Raw genomic sequence first — 22345 nt, forward strand, 5'->3', positions numbered from 1 at the left:
CTGCGATGGGGGTCCTTCATGGGGAGAGGCCCGTAACTGCAAACGGAGCGATGAAATGAAGTTCAAGGCTTTGGGGCTGTTGGCGGTGCTGGGGGTGTCGGCGGGTTGTGCGTCGGGGCAGCCCACCGCGCTGGAGCGGCGGCAGGCGGTTCGGGACGCGCAGGACAAGACCTACCGGAGCACGGAGGGATTCCAGACGGTCCGTTGGGGGATGACGCCGGAGGAGGTGCGCGCCGAGCTGCCCGAGGCGACCGTGGGCCCGGATGGGACGCTGCGGATGAAGACGGCCATCGCGGAGGTTCCGGCGGAGGTGGCGTTGGGGTTCCTGGACAACCGGCTGGCGGCGGTGGACGTGTTCTTCCCGGACGTGGCGGACCCGCGCACCTTCCACTCGCTGATGCGGGACCTGCTCACGCGCAAGTACGGAGAGCCGAAGAGGCCCATCGACGTGGCGCGAGAGCTGAAGTGGGAGCGGCTGCCGATCCGCTTCGCCGCGGACCTGGCGCCCGTCGAGGACCTGGAGGCCGCCGCGACCGTCCAGACGACGGAGAGCATGCTGTCCTCCCAGGCACGTCCCAAGCTGATCAATCGCTGGACCACGCTGGAAAGCCACGTGAACCTGACGCAGTGGTCGATGCTGTCTCGGAGTGTCGTGGCCATCCAGTATGAGTCCGCGAAGTACGCGCCCAAGCGCGCGGACCTCATCGGGCGCTACAGCGAGAAGGCACGTCAGAACCTGGTGAAGGAACTCTGATCAGCTGTCGCGGGGTGCAGCCGCGCGGGACAGCCGGTCTCGCACGGCGATGCCCAGGCCGCTTGCGGCGGGCAGACAGGCCACGAGCACGTCGTGGCCCTGTTCGTCGGCTTCACGCAGCCGTGCATACAGGACTCGCGCGGCCTGCGCCGGTTCTCCCGGCACGTCGAAGCGCTGCACATCACCAGGCAATGACAGTGACGCGGGGCCCAGCACTCCCACGCGCAATCCCTGTGCGCGCAGTGCTTCCACCCGCTGCACTGCTTCATGTGGCTCCGCGAGCACCACGCCCGCCCTGGGCGCGTAGTGCGACTCCAGCGAACCGGACACGCGCACCGTGGTTGACGTGCGGACAGGCACCGCGCGCCCCAGCACGCGTTCGATGTCCTCCGTCGCCAGACCACCGGGCCTGAGAATCGCGGGGGCTCCGGACGACAGGTCCACGATGGTCGACTCCACGCCCACCGTGGACGGACCTCCGTCCAGCACCAGGTCCACGTCGTCGCCCAGGTCTCGCTGCACGTGCTCCGCCGTCGTCGGGCTCACCCGGCCGAAGCGGTTGGCGCTCGGCGCGGCCACGCCTCCTCCCAGCCTCTCCAGCACCTCCATCGCCACGGAGTGGCCGGGCACCCTCAGCGCCACTGTGTCCTGGCCTCCCGTCACCGCGTCGGTGGCCTTCGACGTGCGCCGCAGCACCAGTGTCAGCGGACCCGGCCAGAACGCCCTCGCCAGTGCCTTCGCTTCGTCCGGCACTTCGCGGGCCCACTCCGGCAGGTACTCCTCGTCCGGGATGTGGACGATGAGCGGGTGGTTCGCCGGCCGGCCCTTGATGGCGAAGACGCGGCGCACGGCCAGTTCGTCCTCGGCGTTGGCCGCGAGGCCGTAGACCGTCTCTGTTGGCAGGGCGATGACACCGCCGCGTCGCAGCAATTCGACTGCACGGTCGAGGAGGTCGGGAGTAAGCATGCTCGGGTCGCACTGTCTCCCCTGGAGAAACCATGGGCAAGCCGCACGTTTTCGAAGCGCACAGCCAGATGCCGGTCCCTGCCGCCGACCTCTTCTCCTGGCACACCCGCGAGGGGGCTTTCGAACGCCTGTCGCCCCCCTGGGAGACCGCTGAAGTCGTGGACCGCTCCGGCGACGGCATCCGCCCCGGCGCTCGCGTCGTCGTGAAGCTCCTCCTGGGCCCCATCCCCCAGCGCATGGTCGCCGAGCACACCGCCTACGTGGAGGGCTCCTCCTTCCAGGACACCCAGCGTGAAGGCCCGTTCGCGAAGTGGATCCATGACCACCGCATGAACCCCTCGGGCCAGACCTCCGTCCTGGAGGACTCCATCCAGTACGAACTGCCCGTGGGCGCGCTGGGGGACACCTTCGGCGGTGGCTACGCGCGCAAGCGCCTGGAGCGCATGTTCGCGTACCGCCATTCGCTCACCCGCGCGGACCTGCGCCGTCATGGGGCCTTCGCGAACGAGGGCCCGCTCACCGTGGCCATCGGCGGTGCGTCCGGCATGCTGGGCTCCGCGCTGGCGTCGTTCCTCACCACCGGCGGCCACCGCGTGAAGCGGTTGGTGCGCGGCCGGGCGAACGCTGCTCGCGGGGACATCTCCTGGGCTCCCGACAAGGGCACTGTCGACGCCGCGGGCCTGGAGGACGTGGACGCCGTGGTGCACCTGTCCGGCGCGAACGTGGGCGAAGGCCGGTGGACCGAGGAGCGCAAGCAGGAGCTCCTCAAGAGCCGCACCGAGAGCACCCGCCTGCTGTGTGAAACGCTGGCCCGCGCCACCCGCAAGCCGCGCGTGCTCATCTGCGCCTCCGCTACCGGCTACTACGGCAGCCGGGGCGACGAGGAACTCACCGAAACGTCCTCCTCCGGCGACGGCTTCCTCGCGGACCTCACGCGCCAGTGGGAGGCCTCTACCGCGCCCGCACGGGAAGCAGGCATCCGCGTGGTGAACCTGCGCATCGGCGTGGTGCTCGACGCGCGCGGCGGGGCGCTCGCGAAGTTGGCGCTCGCGACCCAGGCGGGCGGTGGCGGGCCCGTGGGCTCCGGACGTCAGTGGCTGAGCTGGGTGTCCCTGGAGGACGTGCTGGGCCTCATCCAGTTCGCCATCTTCACCCCGTCCATCCAGGGCCCCCTCAACGCCGTGTCTCCGAACGCGGTGCGACAGGGCGAGCTGGCGAAGGTGCTGGGGAAGGTGCTCCACCGTCCCGCGGTGTTCCCGCTGCCCGCCGCCGTGGTGAAGACCGTGTTCGGGCAGATGGGCGAGGAGACCCTCCTGTCCAGCACCCATGCCCTGCCCACGGTGGCCCAGGCCCACGGCTTCTCCTTCCTCCTGCCCGGCCTGGAGGAGACGCTGCGATTCACCCTGGGCCGGACCACCGACGGCGCCGAATACCGCCACGGGTAAGCCCCGTGCTTGACACTCCTCGGGAGGGGCGACAGAAGTGCGCCGTTTCCCCTCGCTTCGAGGAGTCCTGATTGATCCAGGTCGAAGGGCTGACGAAGTTCTACGGCGAGCACGCGGCCATCCGGGACCTGGCCTTCACCATCGGCCAGGGCGAGGTCATCGGCTTCCTGGGCCTCAATGGCGCCGGCAAGTCGACGACACTCAAAATCCTGGGGTGCGTGCTGCTGCCCACCTCGGGCCGCGTCGTCATCGACGGGCACGACGTGGTGAGCCAGTCCCATGAGGTGCGCCAGCGCATCGGCTACCTGCCGGACGTGCCCCCCGTCTACGAGGAGATGACGGTGGGCGAATACCTGGCCTACGTCGCCCGGCTGCGCGACGTGCCCGCCAAGGCCACCGCGTCCCACGTCGGCGAAGCCGAGGAGAAGACCGGCCTGCGCGATGTGCACGGCGAGGTCATCTCCACGCTCAGCCATGGCTACCGCCAGCGAGTGGGACTGGCGCAGGCGCTGGTGCACAAACCCGCGCTGCTCATCCTCGACGAGCCGACCAGCGGCCTGGATCCGCTTCAAATCGTGGAGATGCGCGACGTCATCCGCGGCCTCAAGGGCGCGCACACGGTGCTCGTGTCCAGCCACATCCTCCCGGAGATTTCGCAGACGTGTGACCGCCTGCTCATCATCCACAAGGGCACGCTGCTGGCGCAGGGCAGTGAAGAGGAGCTGTCGCGAAGCCTGGGCGGCCCGTCCATCGTGCTGGAGGTGCGGGGCGACCGCGCGCGGGCACTCGAAGCGTTGCAGGGCTTCGGCGCGGTGGAGGTGCGGGAAGGGGCGGGCGGAGTGCTGGCCCTGAAAGTCGCGGCGGCGCCGGATTTGCGGCCCCAGGTGGCGCGGGCGGTGGTGGGCGCGGGCCTGGAGTTGTTGCGCTTGGACGCGAACGAGGGGCAACTGGAGGCGCTGTTCCTGCGCCTGACGCATGGGCAGGAGGTGAAGGCGTGAAGGCGCTCCTGATTGCTCGCCGCGAGCTGGCCGGCTACCTGCGCACGCTCAGCGGCTACGTCATCCTGGCCATCATCCTCGCGGTGAACGGGCTGTTCTTCAACGCGTACGCCCTGGGCGGCGCGAGCAAGCGCTCCGCGGAGGTGCTGTCCGGCTTCTTCTACTACTCCAGCGGGTTCACCATCGTGGCGGCCATCCTGGTGTCCATGCGGCTGGTCGCGGAAGAGCGCCAGACGGGCACGCTGCCGCTGTTGTACGCGTCGCCGGTGCGGGACCGGGACATCGTATTGGGCAAGTTCCTGGCGGGGCTCGCGTTCCTGGCGCTGTACCTGCTGCTCACGCTCTACATGCCGCTGCTGGTGCTGGTGAACGGCAAGGTGTCCTTCGGGCACGTGGCGGCGGGCTACCTGGGGTTGCTGCTGCTGGGCAGCGCGTCGCTGGCGGTGGGCACGTTCGGGTCGTCGCTCGCGAAGAACCAGCTGCTCGCGGCCATCTTCTCCGCGGTGATGCTGGTGGCGCTCATCCTGTGCTGGCTGCTGGCGCGCATCACCGAGCAGCCGCTGTCCGACGTCTTCAGCGCGATGTCGCTGTGGAATCAGCACTTCCCCCCGTTCCAGGCAGGGCTCATCCACGTGCGGGACGTCGTCTACTACCTGGTGGTCACCTACGTGGCGCTGTTCGCGGCCACGCGGGTGCTGGAAGCGCGGAGGTGGCGATGAGCTCGCCGGCTTCTTTCGGGACGGGGCTCGCCGCGACGGGGGCGTTCGTCGCGGGGCTCGTGGCCGTGTTCCTCGCGGAGCGCGTGCTGGGCGTGGGCTCTGGCCGCGTGGCGCTGGCGTCGCTGGGTACCGCCGTGGTGGTGGCCGCGACGGCGTGGCGCGCGGTGCGGATGATCGCCGCGCCCGCGGACCGGCGCGCACTGGAGCGGTGGGTGCTCACGCTGTACGTCGTGGGGCTGGCCGCGCTGGTGCTCTACTTCGTGAAGGGGGACGTGGGGACGGCGCTCCTCGGTGAGCCGCTGTCGCGTTCGTCGCCCCGGCTGTCAGTGGTGCTGGCGGTGCTGTTCCCGGCGCTGCTGTTGTGCGCGCTCGTGCCGCTGGCGATGGTGGAGGCCGCGCTCGTGGCGATGGCTCGGGCGCAGGTGCCGGAGACGGGGCGCGTGAAGAGCGCGCTGTTCTCAGGGTTGGGCATGGCGTTCGTCATCGTGTTCGCGTTCGCGGCGACGTACGTGGCGACGCAAGCGGACCCGACCTGGGACCTGTCGTACTTCCGGACCGCGAAGCCGGGCGATGCGACGCGCAAGCTGGTGCGAGGCCTCAACGAGCCCTTGCAGGTGACGCTCTTCTTCCCGCCCGCCAACGAGGTGGGCGAGGCGGTGCGGCAGTACTTCCGCGACCTGGAGCCGGAGAGTCCGCAGCTGGGCGTGGAGTCGTTGGACCAGGCGGTGGAGCCCGCGCGCGGCAAGGCCCTGGGCGTCAGCAACAACGGCTCCGTGGTGCTGTCGCGGGGGGCCCGCAAGGAGATCCTCACGCTGGGATTGGACCCGGAGCGTGCTCGCGGGCAGCTCCAGCGGCTGGACGCGGAGGTGCAGCGGCGGCTGCTGGCGGTGGCGAAGCCCCAGCGCATCGTCTACCTCACGGGAGGCCATGGCGAGCGCGCCGACACGCGGCCCGTGCAGGGTGAGGCGGCCCGGCCGTCGGTGGCGCAGTTCAAGGAGTTGCTGCGCGCGCAGAACGTGGATGTGCGCACGCTCACGGTGGCGGAGGGGCTGGGCTCGGCGGTGCCGGGCGACGCGGCGATGGTGGCGGTGCTGGGGCCCACGCGGGAGCTGCTCCCGGAAGAGGCCACCGCGCTGCGCGAGTACTGGGAGCGGGGAGGGCGGTTGTGGATCGCGCTGGAGCCGGATGGCGCGGCGCTGGAGCCGTTGCTGCAACCGATGGGGCTCAAGTCGCTGCGCGTGCCGCTGGCGAATGACCGGGTGTACTTCCGCACCACGCGTCAGCTGAGTGACCGGGCCAACCTGGGCACGGCGAGCTTCTCCTCGCATCCGTCGGTGACGTCGCTGTCCGCGCTGGGCTCGCAGGGCGCGGTGGCTTTCATGGGTGCGACGGCGCTGGAGCCGCTGACGCCGCCCGTTCCCGGCGTGATGCTGGACACGAGCGTGCGCGCGCAGGGCGAGACGTTCGCGGACCGCAATGGCGACTTCGAGCCGGAGCCGGGCGAGGTTACGAAGGCGTGGCCGCTGGTGGTGGCGGTGGAGCGGCCCGCCGCGGAGGGCAAGCCCGCACCGCGCGCGGTGGTGATCGCGGACGCGGACGCGCTGGGTGACGGCATCCTGGGCAACGTGGGCAATGCGTATCTCGCGGTGGACACGCTGCGCTGGCTCTCCGGCGAGGAGGCGCTCTCCGGCGTGACGACGAGCGAGGAGGACGTGCCGTTGCAGCACACGCGCTCGCAGGACGTCGTGTGGTTCTACGCGACGGTCTTCGGGATGCCGCTGGCGGTGCTGGCAGTGGGCTACTTCGTGACGCGGCGGCGTGGACGGCGTGCTCCCCGGAGCACCGCGGTGGCGGGAGGTGCGCGATGAAGGCTCGCGATGTGGCGGTGCAGGGCGTGCTGGCGGGCGTGGCGCTCGTGGCCGCGTTCTTCGTGTGGCAGCGCGAGCCTTCGCGTGCGCAGGGTGAGGTGACGGTGGAGGATGCGCAGGCGAGCGTGCTCGACCGCATCCGGTACGACGAGGAGGTGCGGTTCGTGGAGTTGTTCCGCGACCCCCAGGACCGCGACACCGTCTGGGTCCGCTTGGGCAACAAGCCCGCGAAGCCGGGTTCCGAAGCGGGAGTCGCCAGTGATGCGGGCAGTGCCGCGCTCGACGCGGGAGCACTGGCCCACGTGACGTCCGACGCAGGCCCGCAGGTTGGCGCGAACTCGCCAGCAAGTGCTGGCAACACAGGCGCGCTCACCGTGACCACCGACGCTGGGGTCGCGCCTCGGGCCAACACAGGCGCGCTCGCGGCGGCCACCGACGCTGGGGTTGCGCCTCGCGCCAACGCAGGCGCGAACGCCTCCACCGACGCGGGGACACCCGCGAGTCCTGCTCCCGTGCCTCCGCCCCGCGAGCTGCGCGGCAACGACGTGGCGCTGAAGCTGTTCTCCCGCTTCGCTCCGCTGCGCGCGCAGCGGGACCTGGGCGTCCTGGACGACAAGAAGCTGGAGGAAATCGGCCTGGTGAAGACGGAGCGCGGCCTGACGCTCACTCTGGACGGGACTCCGAAGACGTTCCGACTCGCCACGCCCGCTTCGGGCTGGGGCGCCCCCTATCTCCAGCGCACGACCGACGGGCACGTCTTCCTCCTCGGCCCCGGACTGCTGCCGGACCTGGAGGCAGCAGCCAGCCGGCTCGTGGATCGGCGCCTGCACACCTTCGACGTGGACGGCTTCGACCACATCGTCATCTCCACCGGCACCACGTCCCGCGCCTTCGTCGCCAGCGGCAAGTCGCCGGGCGCCGTGCAGCTGTCGCCCGTGGATGCTGCGAGCACTCCAGACGACTTCGCCCGCAACTGGCATGACCGCTTGTGGCGCCTCACTCCCGTGGAGCTCCTGGGACGGGGCGAAGCCCCTCCGGGCCCGGCTCCCACGCCTGCCTTCCGCGTGGAGTACCAGCGCGCCGGCAAGGCCGTGGGCGAGCTCTCCATGGCGAAGACGCCGGACGGCTCTTGGTACGCGCGCACGGAGTTCACCGCAGGCTGGACGCGCATGGGCGGCGGACTGGAGCTCCTGGCCGAGGACGCCGCGAAGCTCACCGCGCCTCGCTGAATCTCACCGTGCGGTGGACTCCGCCTCCACGTCCAACCGCACGTCCACGAAGCTGTAGGCCGGCCACGGCCCCGTGAACCGGAACGTGTACGCGTCCAGCCGCGCCACCAGTGACTGCACCCGCGCCTCGAACGCGGCCACCCGCGTGCGGTCCACCAGCCAGGCCGTGTTGAGCATCATCCGCTCACCCAGCGGCGGCGCTTCGTGCGTGGCTTCCGCCAACGGCCTTAGTCCCGCCCTCAGCCCGTCCAGGTCCTTCCGGGTGCAGTCGTGCAGCGCCGCCTCCAGCCTCGCCTCGTGGTCCTCCTCGAGTTCGGCGGGACCGCGCGCCAGCTCCGGCTTCGCCTCCAGCAACCTGCGCGTCAGCGCGTCGCCGTGGCAGTACACCTTCAGCCCCAGCTCCACCCGGCCCTCCAGCTCGGACAGTGCCCGGCTCAGCGGCGCGCGCGCCACGCGCAACAACTCCCGCACGCGCTCCTCCGACGGCAGCACCGTCCCGAAGGCCACCGGCACCAGCGTGTGTTCGCGCACCACGGCCTCCGTGACGCGCTGGTGCATCAGGAGGTGCGTCCGCGTGGGAACCACCCGTGGGCTCGCCAGTTCGGACACCAGCGCCGTGAGGCCACCCTCGTGCACCAGGCGCACCGGGGCTTCATCCAGCCCCGCGAGGTCCAGGTTCCATCCGCTGTCCTCGCGCACGATGCCGTAGAGGTAGTGTGCCCGTCCCTCGCGCGAGGACTCCGCCTGGGTCTTCGTCGTCATGACGTGCCCCCTCCGTGCAGCTACGGCTTTCAGCGCGTGGATGCCGCCTCGCGCAGGGCGATCATCTTCTTCACCTGGTCCACCAGCGCGTCCGGCAGGCACGGCTTGGTGACGTACGCATCACACCCGGCCTCGTTCGCGTCCTCCGAGTGGCCCTTCAGCGCATGCCCCGTGAGCGCCACCACCGGGATGCTCTTCGTGCGCGCGTCGCCCTTCAGCCGGCGCGTCGCCTCCCAGCCGTCCATCACCGGCAGCGACAGGTCCATCAGGATGACGTCCGGCACCAGCTCGAAGGCCTTGTCCAACGCCTCCTGGCCGTTCTTCGCCTCGGCCACGCGGAAGCCTGAGAACTCCAGGTACTCCGCGTACATCTCCCGGGCATCCTGGTAGTCGTCCACCACCAGCACGAGCGGCTTTGTCTTTTCCGGGGTGTTCGTCATGTCCGTCTCGCGCGTCTTGGAAAGTGCAGGGTGAAGGTCGAGCCCTCGCCCGGGGCGCTCTGGAGGGAGACGCGTCCCCCCAGCATCGAGGCCAGGCGACGGCAGATGGACAGGCCCAGGCCCGTTCCCCCATAGGCACGCGTGGGCGAGCTGTCCACCTGCTGGAAGTCCTCGAAGATCTTCTCCTGGTTCGACACGTCGATTCCGATGCCTGTGTCCTTCACCGAGATGGCTACGGTGCCGGTGGCGTTCTGATACTCCACCACCACGTGCACGCCGCCCTCGTGCGTGAACTTCAGCGCGTTGGACAACAGGTTGAGGACGATCTGCTTCACCTTCTGTCGGTCGCTCCACACCCCTGGCAGCCCATCATCCAGGCGCGTGTCCACCGTCAACTTGCTGCGCGCGATGATGGGGTCCATCTCCGCCATCACCTCCTGGAGCAGCTCCGGGATTCCGAAGTCCGACAGGTGCAGCGGCATCCGCCCCGCCTCGATGCGGGTGATGTCCAATATCTCGTTGATGACCTCCAACAGGTGCCGCCCGTTGGAGTCGATGCGCGTGAGGTTCCTTCGCTGCGGCGGCGTCATCTCCCCGGACACGCCCTGCAGCAGCATGTTCGTGTAGCCGAGGATGGCGTTCAGCGGCGTGCGGAACTCATGTGACATGTTGGCCAGGAACTGCGACTTGGCCGCGCTCGCCTGCTCCAACTGGATGGCCTGACGGCGCAGCTTCTCGTTCTGCTCCGCCAGCTCCGCGGTGGCGGACTGCACGCGGGCCTCCAGCTCGCTGGAGACCTCCTTCACGCGCTCCAGCAGCCGCGCCCGCTCCAGCACCTCCGTGCGGTCGTGGAACACGGTGACGATGCCCGTCAGCTCGCCCCCGTCGCCCAGCACCTTGTTGGCCATGGCCTCCATGGGCACGGGCGCGCCGGTGGACGGCTCGTCCAGCGTCAGCTGGCTCTTCCAGCGCGACACGCCCGCGTTCACCGGCCCCAGCAGGTTCGCGAGGAAGGACGCGAAGAGGGCGTCGTTGGCGCGCACCCGGCGCAGCGTGGGCTCTCCGCCGGGGCCCTCCTCGTGAGGCCACGCGAAGAGGCGCTCGGCCGGGTCGTTCATCATCACCATGCCGCCCGCCGGGTCGGTCAGGATGATGGGGTCCGCCACCGAGTCCAGCACCCGGTCCAGGCGGTGGCGCTCGCTCCGGGCCTCGCGCTCCGTGGCGCGCAGCTGCCGGTAGCTCTCCCCCAGCGCCTGCGTGGCGCGGCCCAGGTCCGTCAGGTTGCGCAGCACGCTCACCACCACGGACGGCCCGTCCGGCGCCAGCACCGGCGTGGTGACCAGCTCGAAGAGCAGGTCCATGCCCTCCAGCGGATCCACCAGCGGCACCTCGCGCCGGTGCACGGACGTGCCGCCCTGCGCGAGCGTCTCCCGGAACAGGCGCTGGTTGAGCTCCACGGCGCGCGTGCGGCCGGGGCTCGCGTCCGGGCCCGCCGCCAGCAGTCCCTCCGCGCGGGCGTTGGCGAAGAGCAGCGTGCCCTCCGTGTCCGTGAGCAGCACGGGGTCCGACACCGCGTTGATGACCCGGCGCAGCAGCCGGTCCGGCTCCGGACGGCGCGGCGCCCGCGCATCCGAGGCCAGCTGCCGGGCCAGGTGCGGACCCGCGCACGACGCCACCCACGCCACGTCCTCCGGTACGGCCGGGCCGGGCAGCCCCACCACCAGCAGCGCGGCTGCGGGCGCTCCGGAGCGGCCCAGCGGCACCGCGAGGAACCCACCGGGCATCGCCGCGCCCTCCACCGCGTCCGCCGCCAGCCACCGCGCCCCGGGCCGGTTGCGGAAGCCAGCGAGCGGCGAGCCCTGCGTGTCCCACGCCCGGGCCAGCGCGGCCTGCTGCGCGCCCGTCAGCCCTTCACTGGCCAGGCACACGGACGCACCCGCGCCATCCCCCGGCCCGACACAGGCGGTGGACGCGCCATGTCTGCGTGCGAGCCACTCCACGACCGCTCGCGCACAGGCGACGGCGGACTCGCAGGCGAGCAGGTGCTCGGCGAGCACGAGGCGCGCCCCGGGGTCGGCTTCGGCGGGGGGCAGCGGGGCTGGAGACGCCACGACCTTACGCTCCGGGTGAAGGGGGACGCGGGGAACGACCGCGTTCCAGCGAGTCTGCGGTGCGGACCTCCGAAAATGCCACCACGATGCGCGCCTCCCCCTCCAAAGAAGAGGGGCGGCCCAGGACCTCCAGGGCCGGCGAGTCGAAGCGCAACCCCCTGTCCAGCAGGCGGTCCAGCACGTCCACCAGGCTGGCCCCACCAGCCACGCGTTCCACGGGCATTCGGCGCATGCTCCTTGGGTCCGCCCGGCGCGGACCTTCGGGTCCAAGGGCCGTTCTAACGCGCTGGCGACATCGCACCCCAGCCCTGTTCACGCCCGGCCCCTGACTGACCAACACCCGGGGCGAAGCTCTGTTGGGTCGCATACACCCGGCGCTGGGCAACCGGGCGGGCGGGGCTCGGCAGGCGTGGCTTATGCCCAGGGAAGCGGATTCCTAGCCTTCCAGCATGAATGAAGAGCGCCAGCACAAATCCCTCTGGACGGTGACGACGCTTCCCCGGGACTTCCCCTCCCTGCCGGGCGACCTGGACGTGGACGTGGCCATCATCGGTGGGGGCATCGCGGGCCTGACGACCGCCTGGCTGCTCAAGCGCGCTGGCAAGAAGGTGGCGGTGCTGGAGATGCACCGCGTCCTCTCCGGCCAGACGGGGCAGACGACCGCGCACCTCACGGAGCTGCTGGACACGCCGTACGCCACGCTCCTGAAAGATTTTGGTGAGAAGGGTGCTCATCTGGCCGCGTCGTCCAGCCGCGCAGCCATTGAACAGATTGCGTCCCTGGTGGAGACGCTCGCCATCGACTGCGGCTTCACCCGCGTGCCGGGCTTCCGCTACGCGGAGACGGATGCCGAGTTGCGCGACCTGTTGCACGAGGTCTCCGCTGCGCGGCAGGCCGGCCTCCTGGCGTCCTATACGAAGGAGGTTCCGCTGCCGTTCCCCGTGAAGGGCGCGCTGCGCGTGGAGGACCAGGCGGTGTTCCACCCGCGGCAGTACCTGCTCGCGCTCGCGGACCGCATCCCTGGCGACGGCTGCCACCTCTTCGAGAACACCCAGGTCGTGGACATCCATGACGGCACGCCTTGCCGCGTCGTCACGGAACTGGGCACCGTGACGGCGAAGGCGGTGGTGGAGGCCACCACCACGCCGCTCAACCGCGTGGCCATGCACACCAAGCTCTACCCGTACCGCACCTACGCGGTGGCGGCTCCGCTGGACGGGCCGCTGGAGCCGGGCCAGTACTACGACAGCCGCGACCCGTATCACTACGTCCGCACGCAGCGGGTGGACGGCATGTCCTACGTCATCGTGGGCGGCGAGGACCACAAGGTCGGCAGCGAGGAGGACACCGCCGCTCGCTTCGCCGCGCTGGAGGCGTACACGCGCGACCGCTTCCCCGTGAAGCGCATCGCGCACCGTTGGTCCGGTCAGATCATCGAGTCCGCGGACGGCCTGCCCTATATCGGCCGCAACGTGGGCAGCCGCCACGTGTACGTGGCCACGGGCTTCTCCGGCACGGGCATGACGTTCGGCACGCTCGCGGGCATGGTGCTGTCGGACCTCATCCTCGGCAACCAGAACCCCTACGCCGCGCTGTACGACGCGGGCCGCGTGAAGCCCAAGGCCGGTGCCAAGGACTTCATCCAGGAGAACGCGGAGGTGGCCTTCCGCTTCGTCGCGGACCGGCTGGCCAGGCCGGACGGACACCACCTGGCGGATGTGGCGCCCGGCGAGGGAAAGATCCTGGAGGTGGATGGCCGCAAGGTGGCCGTGTACCGCGAGGAGGACGGCACGCCGCACGCAGTGTCCCCGGTGTGCACGCACCTGGGCTGCCACGTGCACTGGAACAACGCGGAGCGCTCCTGGGACTGCCCCTGCCACGGCGGCCGCTTCAGCCCCACCGGGCGCGTGCTCAACGGTCCCGCGCTCAAGGACCTGCCGTCCGTGAAGCTGCCGATGAAGTGAGAAGTGCGTGCGGGTGGGCTTCCTTTCGGACGGTCCCACCCCCATCTCTCTGCACATCCACTTTCATTCAGGGGGCAGGGAATGAACGCGTTGGAACTGATCAAGCAGCAGCACGAAGAGGTGTCCAAGCTCTTCAAGAAGTACGAGAAGCTGGCGGACCACGCGGACGACCAGCGCCAGGAGCTGTTCGAGCAGATCGCCGACCGGCTGGGTGCGCACGCGAAGATTGAAGAGCTGTACCTGTATCCGGCGATCAAGAAGGACGACACGGAGGATGAGCTGCGCGAGGCCGTGGAGGAGCACCTCGCCGTCAAGCGCCTCATCGCGGACCTGCTGGACATGGAGCCTTCCGACGAGGAGTTCGACGCGAAGATGAAGGTCCTCCAGGAGCAGGTGGAGCACCACGTCGAGGAGGAGGAGAAGGACCTCTTCAAGGCGGCGCGGAAGCTCCTGACCAAGGATCAGCTGGAGGACCTGGGCATCCAGTTGGAGGAGGAATACGACTCCCTGATGGAGGGCGAGCCCCGCAACGACGTGCCCGAGGAGACGGATCGGGCCGCGCCCATCTAGCGCGCCGGGTCCGAAGCAACACGGGGGTTGCGCGTGGCGTGGGGCCGGGCAGCATGCGGTCCATGCCGCGCGCTCCTGTTTCCACCCCCGTGTTGTTGCCGGATGCGTTCACACCCGCCGCGCGCCGCGCCCTCGTGCGCGCGGACCCCATCCTGGGCACGCTCTTCAAGACGATTGGCCCGTTCCGCTTCGAGCGGAGCCCGCTGCACAGCCCCTTCGAGGCGCTGGCGCACTCCATCGTCTACCAGCAGCTCCACGGCCGCGCGGCGGCGACCATCTTCGGCCGCGTCTGCGAGCGGGTGGGGCAGGGCAAGGGCTTCACGCCCCAGAAGCTGCTCGCGCTCCCGGACGCCACGCTGCGCGAGGCCGGCCTGTCCGCGAACAAGCTGCTGGCCATCCAGGACCTGGCGCGCAAGACGGTGGACGGCACGGTGCCGCCGCTCGCGCGCGTGCGCCGCATGTCCGACGCGGACCTCATCGAGCACCTCACGCAGGTGCGCGGCATTGGCCAGTGGACCGTGGAGATGCTGCTCATCTTCCGCCTGGGCCGGCCGGACATCCTCCCCGTGGACGACTTCGGCGTGCGCAAGGGCTTCATGGTGCTGCATGGCCTGAAGGAACAGCCCAAGCCCAAGGCGCTGCTGGCGTACGGCGAGCGCTGGCGCCCTTATCGCAGCGTGGTGAGCTGGTACCTGTGGCGGGCGGCGGACAAGCCCGTGGGCACCTTCGCACCGCCGGAGAGCAGCTAGCCGAGCAGGGGCCGGGAGCGCACCGTCCCTTGCCTTGGCGCGCGGGCGTCCTCACCCGTTAGGGACGGAGGAATCCCGCGCATGCGTGCACTCACCTACCAAGGTCCCTATCGCGTCCAGGTGGAGCAGAAGCCGGACCCCCGCATCGAGCACCCCCAGGACGTCGTCCTCAAGGTGACCCGCGCCGCCATCTGCGGTTCGGACCTGCACCTCTTGCACGGGCTGGTGCCGGACACGCGCGTGGGCTGCACCTTCGGCCATGAGTTCACCGGCGTGGTGGAGGAGGTGGGCAAGGAGGTCGCGCAGCTGAAGAAGGGCGACCGCGTGGTGGTGCCCTTCAACATCTCCTGCGGCACCTGCTTCTACTGCCAGCGCGGCCTCACCGGGAACTGCGAGAACAGCAACCCCGGCAGCGACGTGGCCTCCGGCGTCTACGGGTACTCGCACACCACGGGCGGCTTCGACGGCGGGCAGGCCGAGTACGTGCGCGTGCCCTTCGCGGACGTGGGCCCCATGAAGATTCCGGACGACATGGATGACGAGTCCGTCCTCTTCCTCTCCGACATCCTGCCCACCGGCTACCAGGCCGCGGAGATGGGCGAAATCAAGGGCGGCGAGACGGTCGTCGTCTTCGGCGCGGGCCCGGTGGGCCTCTTCGCGATGAAGTCCGCGTGGCTGATGGGCGCGGGCCGCGTGGTGGCGGTGGACCACGTGCCGTACCGCCTGGAGTTCGCGCGGAAGTTCGCGAACGTGGAGACGGTGAACTTCAAGGAGGTGGGCGACATCATCCTGCACCTGAAGGAGATGTTCGACGGCCGCGGCCCGGACGTCTGCATCGACGCGGTGGGCATGGAGGCGGAAGGCTCGCGCGCGCACCGCGTGCTGGGCCTGGGGCTGAAGCTGGAGGCCGGCGCGCCCACCGTCATCGAGTGGTGCATCAACTCCGTGCGCAAGGGCGGCAACGTCTCCATCATTGGCGTGTACGGGCCGCCGTGGAACTTCGTGCCCATTGGCACCGCGATGAACAAGGGCCTGACGCTGCGGATGAACCAGGCGAACACGCGCCGGTACATGCCGCACCTGCTGGAGCACATCCAGAAGGGCCGCATCGACGCGAAGATCATCATCACCCACCGCTTCCCGCTGGAGCAGGCGCCGGACGCCTACCACCTGTTCGCGCAGAAGCAGGACGGGTGCGTGAAGTGCGTCCTCATGCCGCACGGCCACGCCTGACAGACACCACTCGCCATCACAGGAGGCACGTCATGCCCCAGAAGACGACGCGGAAATCGAGTCGCGCGAAGAACGGCCACGCGAAGGCGCGGGCGAAAGCGAACCCCACTTCGGCCGTGGATCAGGACCCCGCCAACCGTCCGGGCGTCCCCATGGAGACGGCGCCGAAGCCGCTGGCGGGTGCTCGCGCGCCCATCGCGCTCCAGCACGCGGAGGTGCCGGTGTTCAAGCACGCCGGCCGCAAGCAGATGCCGCCGGTGTTCGGCACCGCCCAGCCTCCGAAGGGGCTGAGCGGCTTGCTGCGAAAAGCGGCCTACGCGAAGCCCGACCACAAGCCCGGCCACTGGATGCTGCTGCTCCTGGCGGACCGGGTGGACGTCTGGGAGCACCGGCTGCGGAAATCCCTCCCGTGGGCCGCTCCTTCCGCGGCGGTCCTCGTCGCAGGGGGCCTGATGTGGCGGGGCCGCCGGGCGTGAGGCGCGGGCCTTACGCGTCCCGGCCGTTGTAGGGGAAGGGCGTGACCGTGGACAGGTCCAGGCCGTCCAGGCAGCGCAGGTTGACGGCGAACATCTCCTTGCCGTCCGGGCCCTTGCCGGTGGCGTAGGACTCCACGCCGCAGGTGGGGCAGTGCAGGTGGTTGATGACCTTCTTGTTGAACTGGTAGGTCTGCACCACGTTCGCGCCGGAGAGGGACTTGAACTGCTCCGGCGGGACGAACGTCAGCACCGCGCCAATCTTGTGGCAGATGGAACAGTTGCAGCTCACCACCTGCGCCAGGTCCGTGGTCGCCTCGTAGCGGACCTGTCCACAGTGGCAGCCACCCGTATACGTCTTCATCTCCGCCATGGTGCTTCCTCCGGTTGCTGCGTGATGCCCGAGCCGGAAGCGCGCTTCCGCCCACCCGGTGCGTGTGACGCGCATCAATGAACGGAGGCGGCGGGGACCGCAAGCGCCCTGGTGTGTAGCCGGGCGCTTGCGGCGGTGCGTCACGTCAGTCCGCGTACGTCGTCACGGACATCATCCGCACGAAGCGGCGGTCCGTGCTCACCGCGGCGATGGCGAAGCCCTGCGTGTAGCCCGGCGCGCCGCACCCGCGGCAGCTCCAGCCCGTCCTGTAGAGCCGGTTGCTGTTGCGCGAAATCGCCGTGATGTAGGCCACCGCGCCCTCCACCTCGTCCACGTTGTAGCTGTACGCGCTGAGCTGCGCGATGAGCTCCCTCACGGTGATGGGCTCGAAGTCGCTGGCCTGCGGACCGAAGGCGTTGCTGAACGCCTCGCCCAGCGTCTGCTGGTTGGCGATGCCCTGGCCGTTGGGGATGTAGCCCTCGGAGATGCGCGCGGAAGAGAACGAGCCGGTGGCGCCGAACAGCACCGCGGGCGTCTGGGCGACGGGGTACAGGTTCAGCGGGTAGCCCGTGAAGGTCGCGTCGTTCAGCTCGTAGAAGTCCGCGAAGTACTTCGCCGCGGTGCCCGTCATGGATTGCTGGAAGGCCGTGTTGTTGAGGCGGGTGGTGAGATAGGCGCGCTCGGTGCTGTCCACGCCGAGGCCCACGTCGTTGAGGAACGCGTCCAGCGCGTTGCGGATCTCCGAGCGGAGGACGGTCGTGCCGCCGGGGCTGCTGGCGCTCTTCGCGGCGGTGATGCTCGCCTCGAAGGCGGGGATGCTGGTGGTGGAGTCCGCGAACGCCGGAGCGGAGAACAGCATCAGGGCGCCCACCAGCGACTTCATCGACAGGGTCTTCATGGAGAACCTCTTCATTCAAGGGGGAGTACCGCGAGCGACGCGCTGGCGAGTACCACGCTCCCCTGACACATCCGGCATGAGGTTCCGGAGTCACGCACGGCCCGTGACACGCTCGTGAAAGAGCGTGTCGCGGGACTGGAATGTTTCAGGACGTCCGCTGTGCGGCGGTGCGTCGCATCAGTCGTTCCCGAAGTCCGCCGTCCACACGGAGACCATGCGCACGAAGCGGCGGTCCGTGCTCACCGCGGCGATGACGTAGCCCCGCGTGTTCCACGGCGAAAAGCTGCACCGGCGGCAGGTCCAATCCGCGACGTACAGCCGGTTGCTGTTGCGCGAAATCTGCGTGATGTACGCCACCGCGCCCTCCACCTCGTCCACGGTGGGGGGGCTGCCCTTGATGGACGTGGTGCCAAGCCGCTCGATGAGCTCCTTCACGGTGATGGGCTGGAAGGGGCCGACGGGCGGCTCGAAGTAGGTGGTGAACGCGGTGCCCAGCGTGGCCTGGTTGGCGATGCCCTGGCCGTTGGGGATGTAGCCCTCCCGGATGTCCGCGTTGGACGCCAGCGGGCCGGTGGCGCCAAACAGCGACGCGGCGGTGCCGGAGACGGAGCCCTGGTACAGCGGGTAGCTCGTGAAGGTCGCGTCGTTCAGCTCGTAGAAGTCCGCGTAGTACTTCGCCGCGGTGCCCGTCAGCGACTGCTGAAACGGCGTGTCGTTGAGGCGGGTGGTGAGGTAGGCCCGCTCGGCGCTGTCCACGCCCTGGGCACCGCCGGTGTCGTAGATGAACGCCTCCAGCGCGGGCCTGAGTTCCGAGCGCAGGAGGGTCGTGCCGCCAGGGCTGTTGGGGCCTTGCGCCGCGGAGATGCTCGCCTCGAAGGCGGGGATGCTGGTGGTGGACGAGGCGAACGCCGCCGGAGCCGCGAACAGGGCCAGACCGCTCAAGAGCGACGTCATCGACAGGGTCTTCATGGGGACCTCTTCACTCGCGGCCCGTGTCACGGGCGCGCGTTCAAGGGAGAGCACCGCGAACGACGCGATGGCCAGTACCACGCTCCCCTGACGCGGCTCGCGCTCGTGACACGCCCGTGAACGCGCGTGTCGCGAGGCTGGAAACTTTCACGCTGCGGGCTGCGCGGCGGCGGGGGCGGGCGCGTGACGGCGCAGGGGGGCGAGCAGCGCGAGGAACGCGGCGGACAGCACGACGCCCAGGAGGAACATGTTCCCGTAGCCCAGGTTGCCGAACTTCGGATCCGCGAGCAGGCCCGCCAGTGGCCCCGCGGGCGCCTTGCCCGCGACCTCCACGCTGGCCAAGAGCGTGTAGTGCGTGGCGCCGATTCTCCGGTCCGTGCGCGACATCATGAACGCGAACATCACGGTGGTGAGCGCGCCGCCGAAGAACTCCTCGGTGAGCGTGACGCCCAGCACGCCCGCGTCGCTGACGCCCGCCCGCGTGAGCAGCCACCGACCCAGGAGCGGCAACAGGCGCATCGTGCCGGTGAGGGCCACCGCGCGAAGCAGCGGCAGCCGCGCGGCGAGGAGGCCTCCGCACGTGGACCCCAGCAGCGACGCGGCGGTGCCCCACGTGCCCACCCACAGGCCGATCTGCGCCGGCGTGTAGCCCGCGTCCACGAGGAAGGGCTTGTAGAGGACATCGGACATCGTCTCGCCCAGCTTGTACGTGCCGATGAAGAGCAGGAGCCACCCGGTGCCCGGCACGGTGAGCGCGGACTTGATGCGGGCCCAGAGCGCGGGCCAGTCCAGCTTCGGTGACTCGTGGCCTTCGGGTTCGCGCGGAGGCGGCTCGCGCACGAAGAGGACGATGGTGAAGACGGTCAGGCACAGCGCCGCCATGACGAGGAACAGCCCGGACCAGCCGATGCTCGCGCTGGCCCACACCAGCAGGCCGCCGCCGGTGAGCATGCCCAGCTTGTAGCCCACCACCTGCGCGGTGTTGCCCAGGCCCAGTTCCTCCGGACGCAGCAGGTCCACCGCCAGGCCGTCCACCGCGATGTCCTGCGTCGCGGCGAAGAGGTTCATCACGAAGATGAGGCCCAACAGCAGCGGCAGCGATTCCCGCCCCGCCGCGAAGGCCGCCCCCGCGCACGCGAGCGCCAGGCCCGCCTGCATGGGGAGAATCCACGAACGCCTGCGCCCCACGCGCGCGGAGCCGTAGCGGTCCACCAGCGGGGCCCACAGCGCCTTGAGCATCCACGGCAGGGACAGCGCGCCCGCGAACCCCAGCGCTGCCAGCGACACGCCGCGCGTGCGCAGGTAGACGGGCAGCGCCGTCACCTGGAAGCCGAAAGGCAGCCCCTGCACGAAGTACAGCGCGCACAACAGCCACAGCCGGGACGGGATGCGTCGCATGGTCGTGGCGCGAGCATAGGCATGCCCCCTGGCCTGAGTCGTGGGCCTATACTCGCCGTTCCAGTCACTCCCAGGGAGTCGCATGCCGGAGCGAGCCGCAACCGAGTCGGGAATCATCGTCGTGGAGCTGTCCGCCGAGCACGAACTGGAAGCGGACCACGTGGACGCGGTGGTGGATGTGAAGGCGTCCTCGTTCTTCACCGGCAACGCGGCCTTCGCCAACGCGAAGGAGGTGGCCGCGCTGGTGCGCCTCATGGAGGACCTGGGCGTGCAGGCCTCGGCCTTCACCCTCCAGTCGGTGCAGGCGGAGACCCAGGAGGGGCTGCTCACGCGCTCCTCGTCCGCCCTCTACACGGTGCGCATCCGCCTGGTGGACATGGCCCGGGTGGGAGACGTGCTCGCCGCGCTGTCGGGCATGAAGCAGGCGACGCTGCGCGAGCTGCGCTGGGGTTACACGCACGAGCCGGAGGCCCGGCAGGACTGGCTGGAGGCGCTGGCCCGCGAGTCGGTGAAGAAGGCGCGCCGCGTGGCCGCCGGGCTGGGCGTGACGCTGGCCGGGCTGCACCGCTTCTCCGAGCGCACCTGGGAGTCGCGGGCCTTCGGGAACCACGGAGGCGGCGCCTACGGAGGCGGGAACGAGGACGTGATGCCCATGGCCCCGTCCGGCAGCTACAGCTTGAAGCGGCCGGCCACGACCTCGCTGGGCTTCCCCGTGTCCCACCGCAAGAAGGTGCACGTGATGGCCACCGCGGAGTTCCAGACGCAACAAATAGAGGGCTAATGGGACCGGTCGACGAGAGCGGCCGAATATTCCTTGAGTTAGCTTGAATGAACAGCGGACGAATACTGTTCCTGGTGGGAGATGACAGGGGGCTGTGGTGACTTGCTTTGGTTGGACCCAAATGGTCGTCGCTACCATGGGCGTGGTCTTGTTGATGGGATCTGCGCCTACGGACGGTGGGGGTGCGGCATCCAGGGGCCCCCTTTCGCCGAAGCGTGAATCAGATGGGGTATCGCTGGTTTTGGACAATAAGCCAGAAGGTCAGAGCTACGATGCTTCTGTAAGTCAAGAGCAGAGAGAGCTGTACATCGCCCAGAAGCAAGCCGCAGACGAATTGGCAAAGTATTACAGAGAGCAGGCGAAGGTTGCGGCCAACCGCCCCAGTACGATCATTGATTTAATCAAGGAGTCTCCCGGCACCGCAGTCGCATTGGTTGCGCCTGTTTTGACAGGTTTGGTGACTCTCCTTGTTTTTGCGCTGAACTATCGATCTCAATTAAAAAACCAGCGCGACACGCAGTTCTACGAGGCGTTACGTCGGTTTGGCGACAGAGAGAGCCCGTTGCTCCGAACGAGCGCAGCTGCTCTTTTGGCAGAGATTGGTGGTCAGAAAACGCAGGGTCTCCGGGCAAAAAGACCGTACTTTGAGACGGCTTCGTCTCAGTTGTCGACGAGCATCCTTCTGGAGACGGATCCAGTTGCCTTGGTGGCGGTTCAAGATGCGTTACATGAACTCGCCAAGCAGGAGCCTGCTCGCATTATCAAGAGAGTGGTGCGTGCGAATGTTGTGATTCAGCGCGCCTGTATTCATGCGTTTGCTTTGTGTGAGTCCGGGCTAAGGGCGAGGGGTGTAAACCACGCCCACGAGCGAATGGTTGAGCTTGCTGGCGGAGCGTTAGGGTGTGGTCGGGATGTGGTTGAGTTGTTGATTTCAAATTGGGCTGACGAATTTGCTGGATTGGTCAAAACGAAAAGCTCGGCGGGCAGGAAAGGGGGAGATGATGGAACAGTCGAGGAGGCTCTTATTGGAGAACTCCGATTGGCTCGAATGCGGCTTGAGTCATCTGTTATCTCACTAGACTTGGCGCTGGAGCACCTGTCGCACCCAGTGACAAGTCGGGCGCCTTCTTTGGATCATGTTTTTTGGAATGGCAGTAATTTCTCGAAGCTCGTTGTTGAAGGGCTGTCGATGAAAAAGTCTACGCTTGATGGAGTTGTCGTGAGGAAAGGAGCGTTCGATAGGGCGCTTTTGTGCGGTTCTAGAGGCCGCAGCTTGGTGGCTCAATCGTGTAGCTTTGTTGGTTGTGATCTTAGGTTGTGCGATTTTAAGGGGGCAGACTTTAGTGGCTCGTCATTCGCAGGTGCAGATTTGACTGAGTGCAATCTAGAGGGTGCGAATCTTAGTGGGTGCGATTTGACTGGGGCACGTCTATGGAATGCCAAGGTAAACTCGAAGACAAATCTGAGCGGAGTGCAGTGGTGGCGTGCGAATTTCTTCGAGGGACGGTCTGGAAATCCTGATGGGCGTTTAATTAAGGTCTTGCAGGTGCAGTGTGGGATTGATGCAAGTGCTGTGCAGCGTCATTCATCTGTGGATGCTGTTTTGGGGCTGCGCAGTAAATAGCGAATGGCGAGTTGAGTCAGC

General features: G+C 68.8%; 22 protein-coding genes. 13 read left to right on the forward strand and 9 right to left on the reverse strand.

Going from position 1 to position 22345, the window contains the following annotated elements; translation table 11 throughout:
* The first annotated feature begins 55 nt into the window (after nt 1-55).
* On the forward strand, nt 56-754 hold the full coding sequence (locus D7Y04_RS07570) for a hypothetical protein (protein WP_121758759.1): 699 nt from the start codon (nt 56-58) through the stop codon (nt 752-754).
* Here D7Y04_RS07570 and D7Y04_RS07575 read toward each other — a convergent pair whose 3' ends face one another.
* The gene (locus D7Y04_RS07575) at nt 755-1720 is read right to left on the reverse strand and encodes an L-threonylcarbamoyladenylate synthase (RefSeq protein ID WP_120578000.1); all 966 of its coding nucleotides are present in this window, start codon (nt 1718-1720) and stop codon (nt 755-757) included.
* Nucleotides 1721-1752: 32 nt separating this feature from the next.
* Between D7Y04_RS07575 and D7Y04_RS07580 the strand changes: the two genes are divergently transcribed.
* The 5 genes from D7Y04_RS07580 (at nt 1753) to D7Y04_RS07600 (ending at nt 7979) form a co-directional block, all read left to right on the forward strand.
* Nucleotides 1753-3165 carry a TIGR01777 family oxidoreductase gene (locus D7Y04_RS07580; RefSeq protein WP_121758760.1) on the forward strand — a complete coding sequence of 471 codons (1413 nt, stop codon included), beginning with the start codon at nt 1753-1755 and terminating at the stop codon, nt 3163-3165.
* Nucleotides 3166-3236: 71 nt separating this feature from the next.
* Complete coding sequence (locus D7Y04_RS07585) at nt 3237-4163, forward strand: ABC transporter ATP-binding protein (RefSeq protein ID WP_120589646.1); 927 nt, start codon at nt 3237-3239, stop codon at nt 4161-4163.
* Complete coding sequence (locus tag D7Y04_RS07590; protein ID WP_014394402.1) at nt 4160-4882, forward strand: ABC transporter permease; 723 nt, start codon at nt 4160-4162, stop codon at nt 4880-4882. Before D7Y04_RS07585 ends, D7Y04_RS07590 begins: the two co-directional genes overlap by 4 nt.
* On the forward strand, nt 4879-6750 hold the full coding sequence (locus D7Y04_RS07595) for a Gldg family protein (RefSeq protein ID WP_121759310.1): 1872 nt from the start codon (nt 4879-4881) through the stop codon (nt 6748-6750). Before D7Y04_RS07590 ends, D7Y04_RS07595 begins: the two co-directional genes overlap by 4 nt.
* Nucleotides 6747-7979, forward strand: coding sequence for a hypothetical protein (locus D7Y04_RS07600; protein ID WP_121758761.1), 1233 nt, complete (start codon nt 6747-6749; stop codon nt 7977-7979). The genes D7Y04_RS07595 and D7Y04_RS07600 overlap by 4 nt, the downstream gene beginning before the upstream one ends.
* A gap of 3 nt (nt 7980-7982) precedes the next feature.
* On the opposite strand, the gene D7Y04_RS07605 is transcribed toward D7Y04_RS07600, so the two are convergent.
* The 4 genes from D7Y04_RS07605 to D7Y04_RS07620 are packed head-to-tail and all read right to left on the reverse strand — an operon-like array spanning nt 7983 to nt 11515.
* A complete protein-coding gene (locus D7Y04_RS07605; RefSeq protein ID WP_121758762.1) occupies nt 7983-8741 on the reverse strand; it encodes a GvpL/GvpF family gas vesicle protein in 759 nt (252 codons plus the stop codon).
* Nucleotides 8742-8770: 29 nt separating this feature from the next.
* The gene (locus D7Y04_RS07610) at nt 8771-9181 is read right to left on the reverse strand and encodes a response regulator (RefSeq protein WP_121758763.1); all 411 of its coding nucleotides are present in this window, start codon (nt 9179-9181) and stop codon (nt 8771-8773) included.
* The gene (locus D7Y04_RS07615; RefSeq protein ID WP_121758764.1) at nt 9178-11292 is read right to left on the reverse strand and encodes a PAS domain-containing sensor histidine kinase; all 2115 of its coding nucleotides are present in this window, start codon (nt 11290-11292) and stop codon (nt 9178-9180) included. Before D7Y04_RS07615 ends, D7Y04_RS07610 begins: the two co-directional genes overlap by 4 nt.
* Nucleotides 11293-11296: 4 nt before the next feature.
* The gene (locus tag D7Y04_RS07620) at nt 11297-11515 is read right to left on the reverse strand and encodes a hypothetical protein (protein ID WP_120577993.1); all 219 of its coding nucleotides are present in this window, start codon (nt 11513-11515) and stop codon (nt 11297-11299) included.
* Between the two features lie 226 nt (nt 11516-11741).
* Here D7Y04_RS07620 and D7Y04_RS07625 point away from each other — a divergent pair, with 226 nt between their 5' ends.
* The 5 genes from D7Y04_RS07625 to D7Y04_RS07645 all read left to right on the forward strand — a co-directional run bounded on the left by D7Y04_RS07625 (nt 11742) and on the right by D7Y04_RS07645 (nt 16284).
* Complete coding sequence (locus D7Y04_RS07625) at nt 11742-13256, forward strand: FAD-dependent oxidoreductase (protein WP_121758765.1); 1515 nt, start codon at nt 11742-11744, stop codon at nt 13254-13256.
* 81 nt (nt 13257-13337) lie between these two features.
* Nucleotides 13338-13826, forward strand: coding sequence for a hemerythrin domain-containing protein (locus D7Y04_RS07630; RefSeq protein ID WP_121758766.1), 489 nt, complete (start codon nt 13338-13340; stop codon nt 13824-13826).
* A 62-nt stretch (nt 13827-13888) separates the two neighbouring features.
* A complete protein-coding gene (locus D7Y04_RS07635) occupies nt 13889-14575 on the forward strand; it encodes a DNA-3-methyladenine glycosylase (protein WP_370457089.1) in 687 nt (228 codons plus the stop codon).
* Between the two features lie 81 nt (nt 14576-14656).
* Nucleotides 14657-15808 carry a zinc-dependent alcohol dehydrogenase gene (locus tag D7Y04_RS07640; RefSeq protein WP_121758767.1) on the forward strand — a complete coding sequence of 384 codons (1152 nt, stop codon included), beginning with the start codon at nt 14657-14659 and terminating at the stop codon, nt 15806-15808.
* 32 nt (nt 15809-15840) lie between these two features.
* Nucleotides 15841-16284 (forward strand): hypothetical protein, encoded by a 444-nt coding sequence (locus D7Y04_RS07645; protein WP_121758768.1) that lies wholly within the window; start codon nt 15841-15843, stop codon nt 16282-16284.
* A gap of 10 nt (nt 16285-16294) precedes the next feature.
* Here the strand turns inward: D7Y04_RS07645 and D7Y04_RS07650 are convergent, their stop codons facing one another.
* The 4 genes from D7Y04_RS07650 to D7Y04_RS07665 all read right to left on the reverse strand — a co-directional run bounded on the left by D7Y04_RS07650 (nt 16295) and on the right by D7Y04_RS07665 (nt 19919).
* Complete coding sequence (locus D7Y04_RS07650; protein WP_120577988.1) at nt 16295-16654, reverse strand: GFA family protein; 360 nt, start codon at nt 16652-16654, stop codon at nt 16295-16297.
* Between the two features lie 145 nt (nt 16655-16799).
* Nucleotides 16800-17552 carry a hypothetical protein gene (locus D7Y04_RS07655; RefSeq protein ID WP_121758769.1) on the reverse strand — a complete coding sequence of 251 codons (753 nt, stop codon included), beginning with the start codon at nt 17550-17552 and terminating at the stop codon, nt 16800-16802.
* Between the two features lie 177 nt (nt 17553-17729).
* Entirely contained in the window at nt 17730-18521 is a 792-nt protein-coding gene (locus D7Y04_RS07660; protein ID WP_121758770.1) for a hypothetical protein, read from the reverse strand.
* 147 nt (nt 18522-18668) lie between these two features.
* Entirely contained in the window at nt 18669-19919 is a 1251-nt protein-coding gene (locus tag D7Y04_RS07665; protein ID WP_121758771.1) for an MFS transporter, read from the reverse strand.
* 82 nt (nt 19920-20001) lie between these two features.
* On the opposite strand from D7Y04_RS07665, the gene D7Y04_RS07670 reads away from it, so the two are divergent.
* Nucleotides 20002-20700 (forward strand): SIMPL domain-containing protein, encoded by a 699-nt coding sequence (locus D7Y04_RS07670; protein ID WP_121758772.1) that lies wholly within the window; start codon nt 20002-20004, stop codon nt 20698-20700.
* 121 nt (nt 20701-20821) lie between these two features.
* Nucleotides 20822-22324 (forward strand): pentapeptide repeat-containing protein, encoded by a 1503-nt coding sequence (locus tag D7Y04_RS07675; protein ID WP_121758773.1) that lies wholly within the window; start codon nt 20822-20824, stop codon nt 22322-22324.
* The last annotated feature ends 21 nt before the right edge of the window (nt 22325-22345 follow it).

The organism is Corallococcus sp. AB038B, assembly GCF_003668955.1.
GTDB classification, from domain to species: domain Bacteria; phylum Myxococcota; class Myxococcia; order Myxococcales; family Myxococcaceae; genus Corallococcus; species Corallococcus exiguus.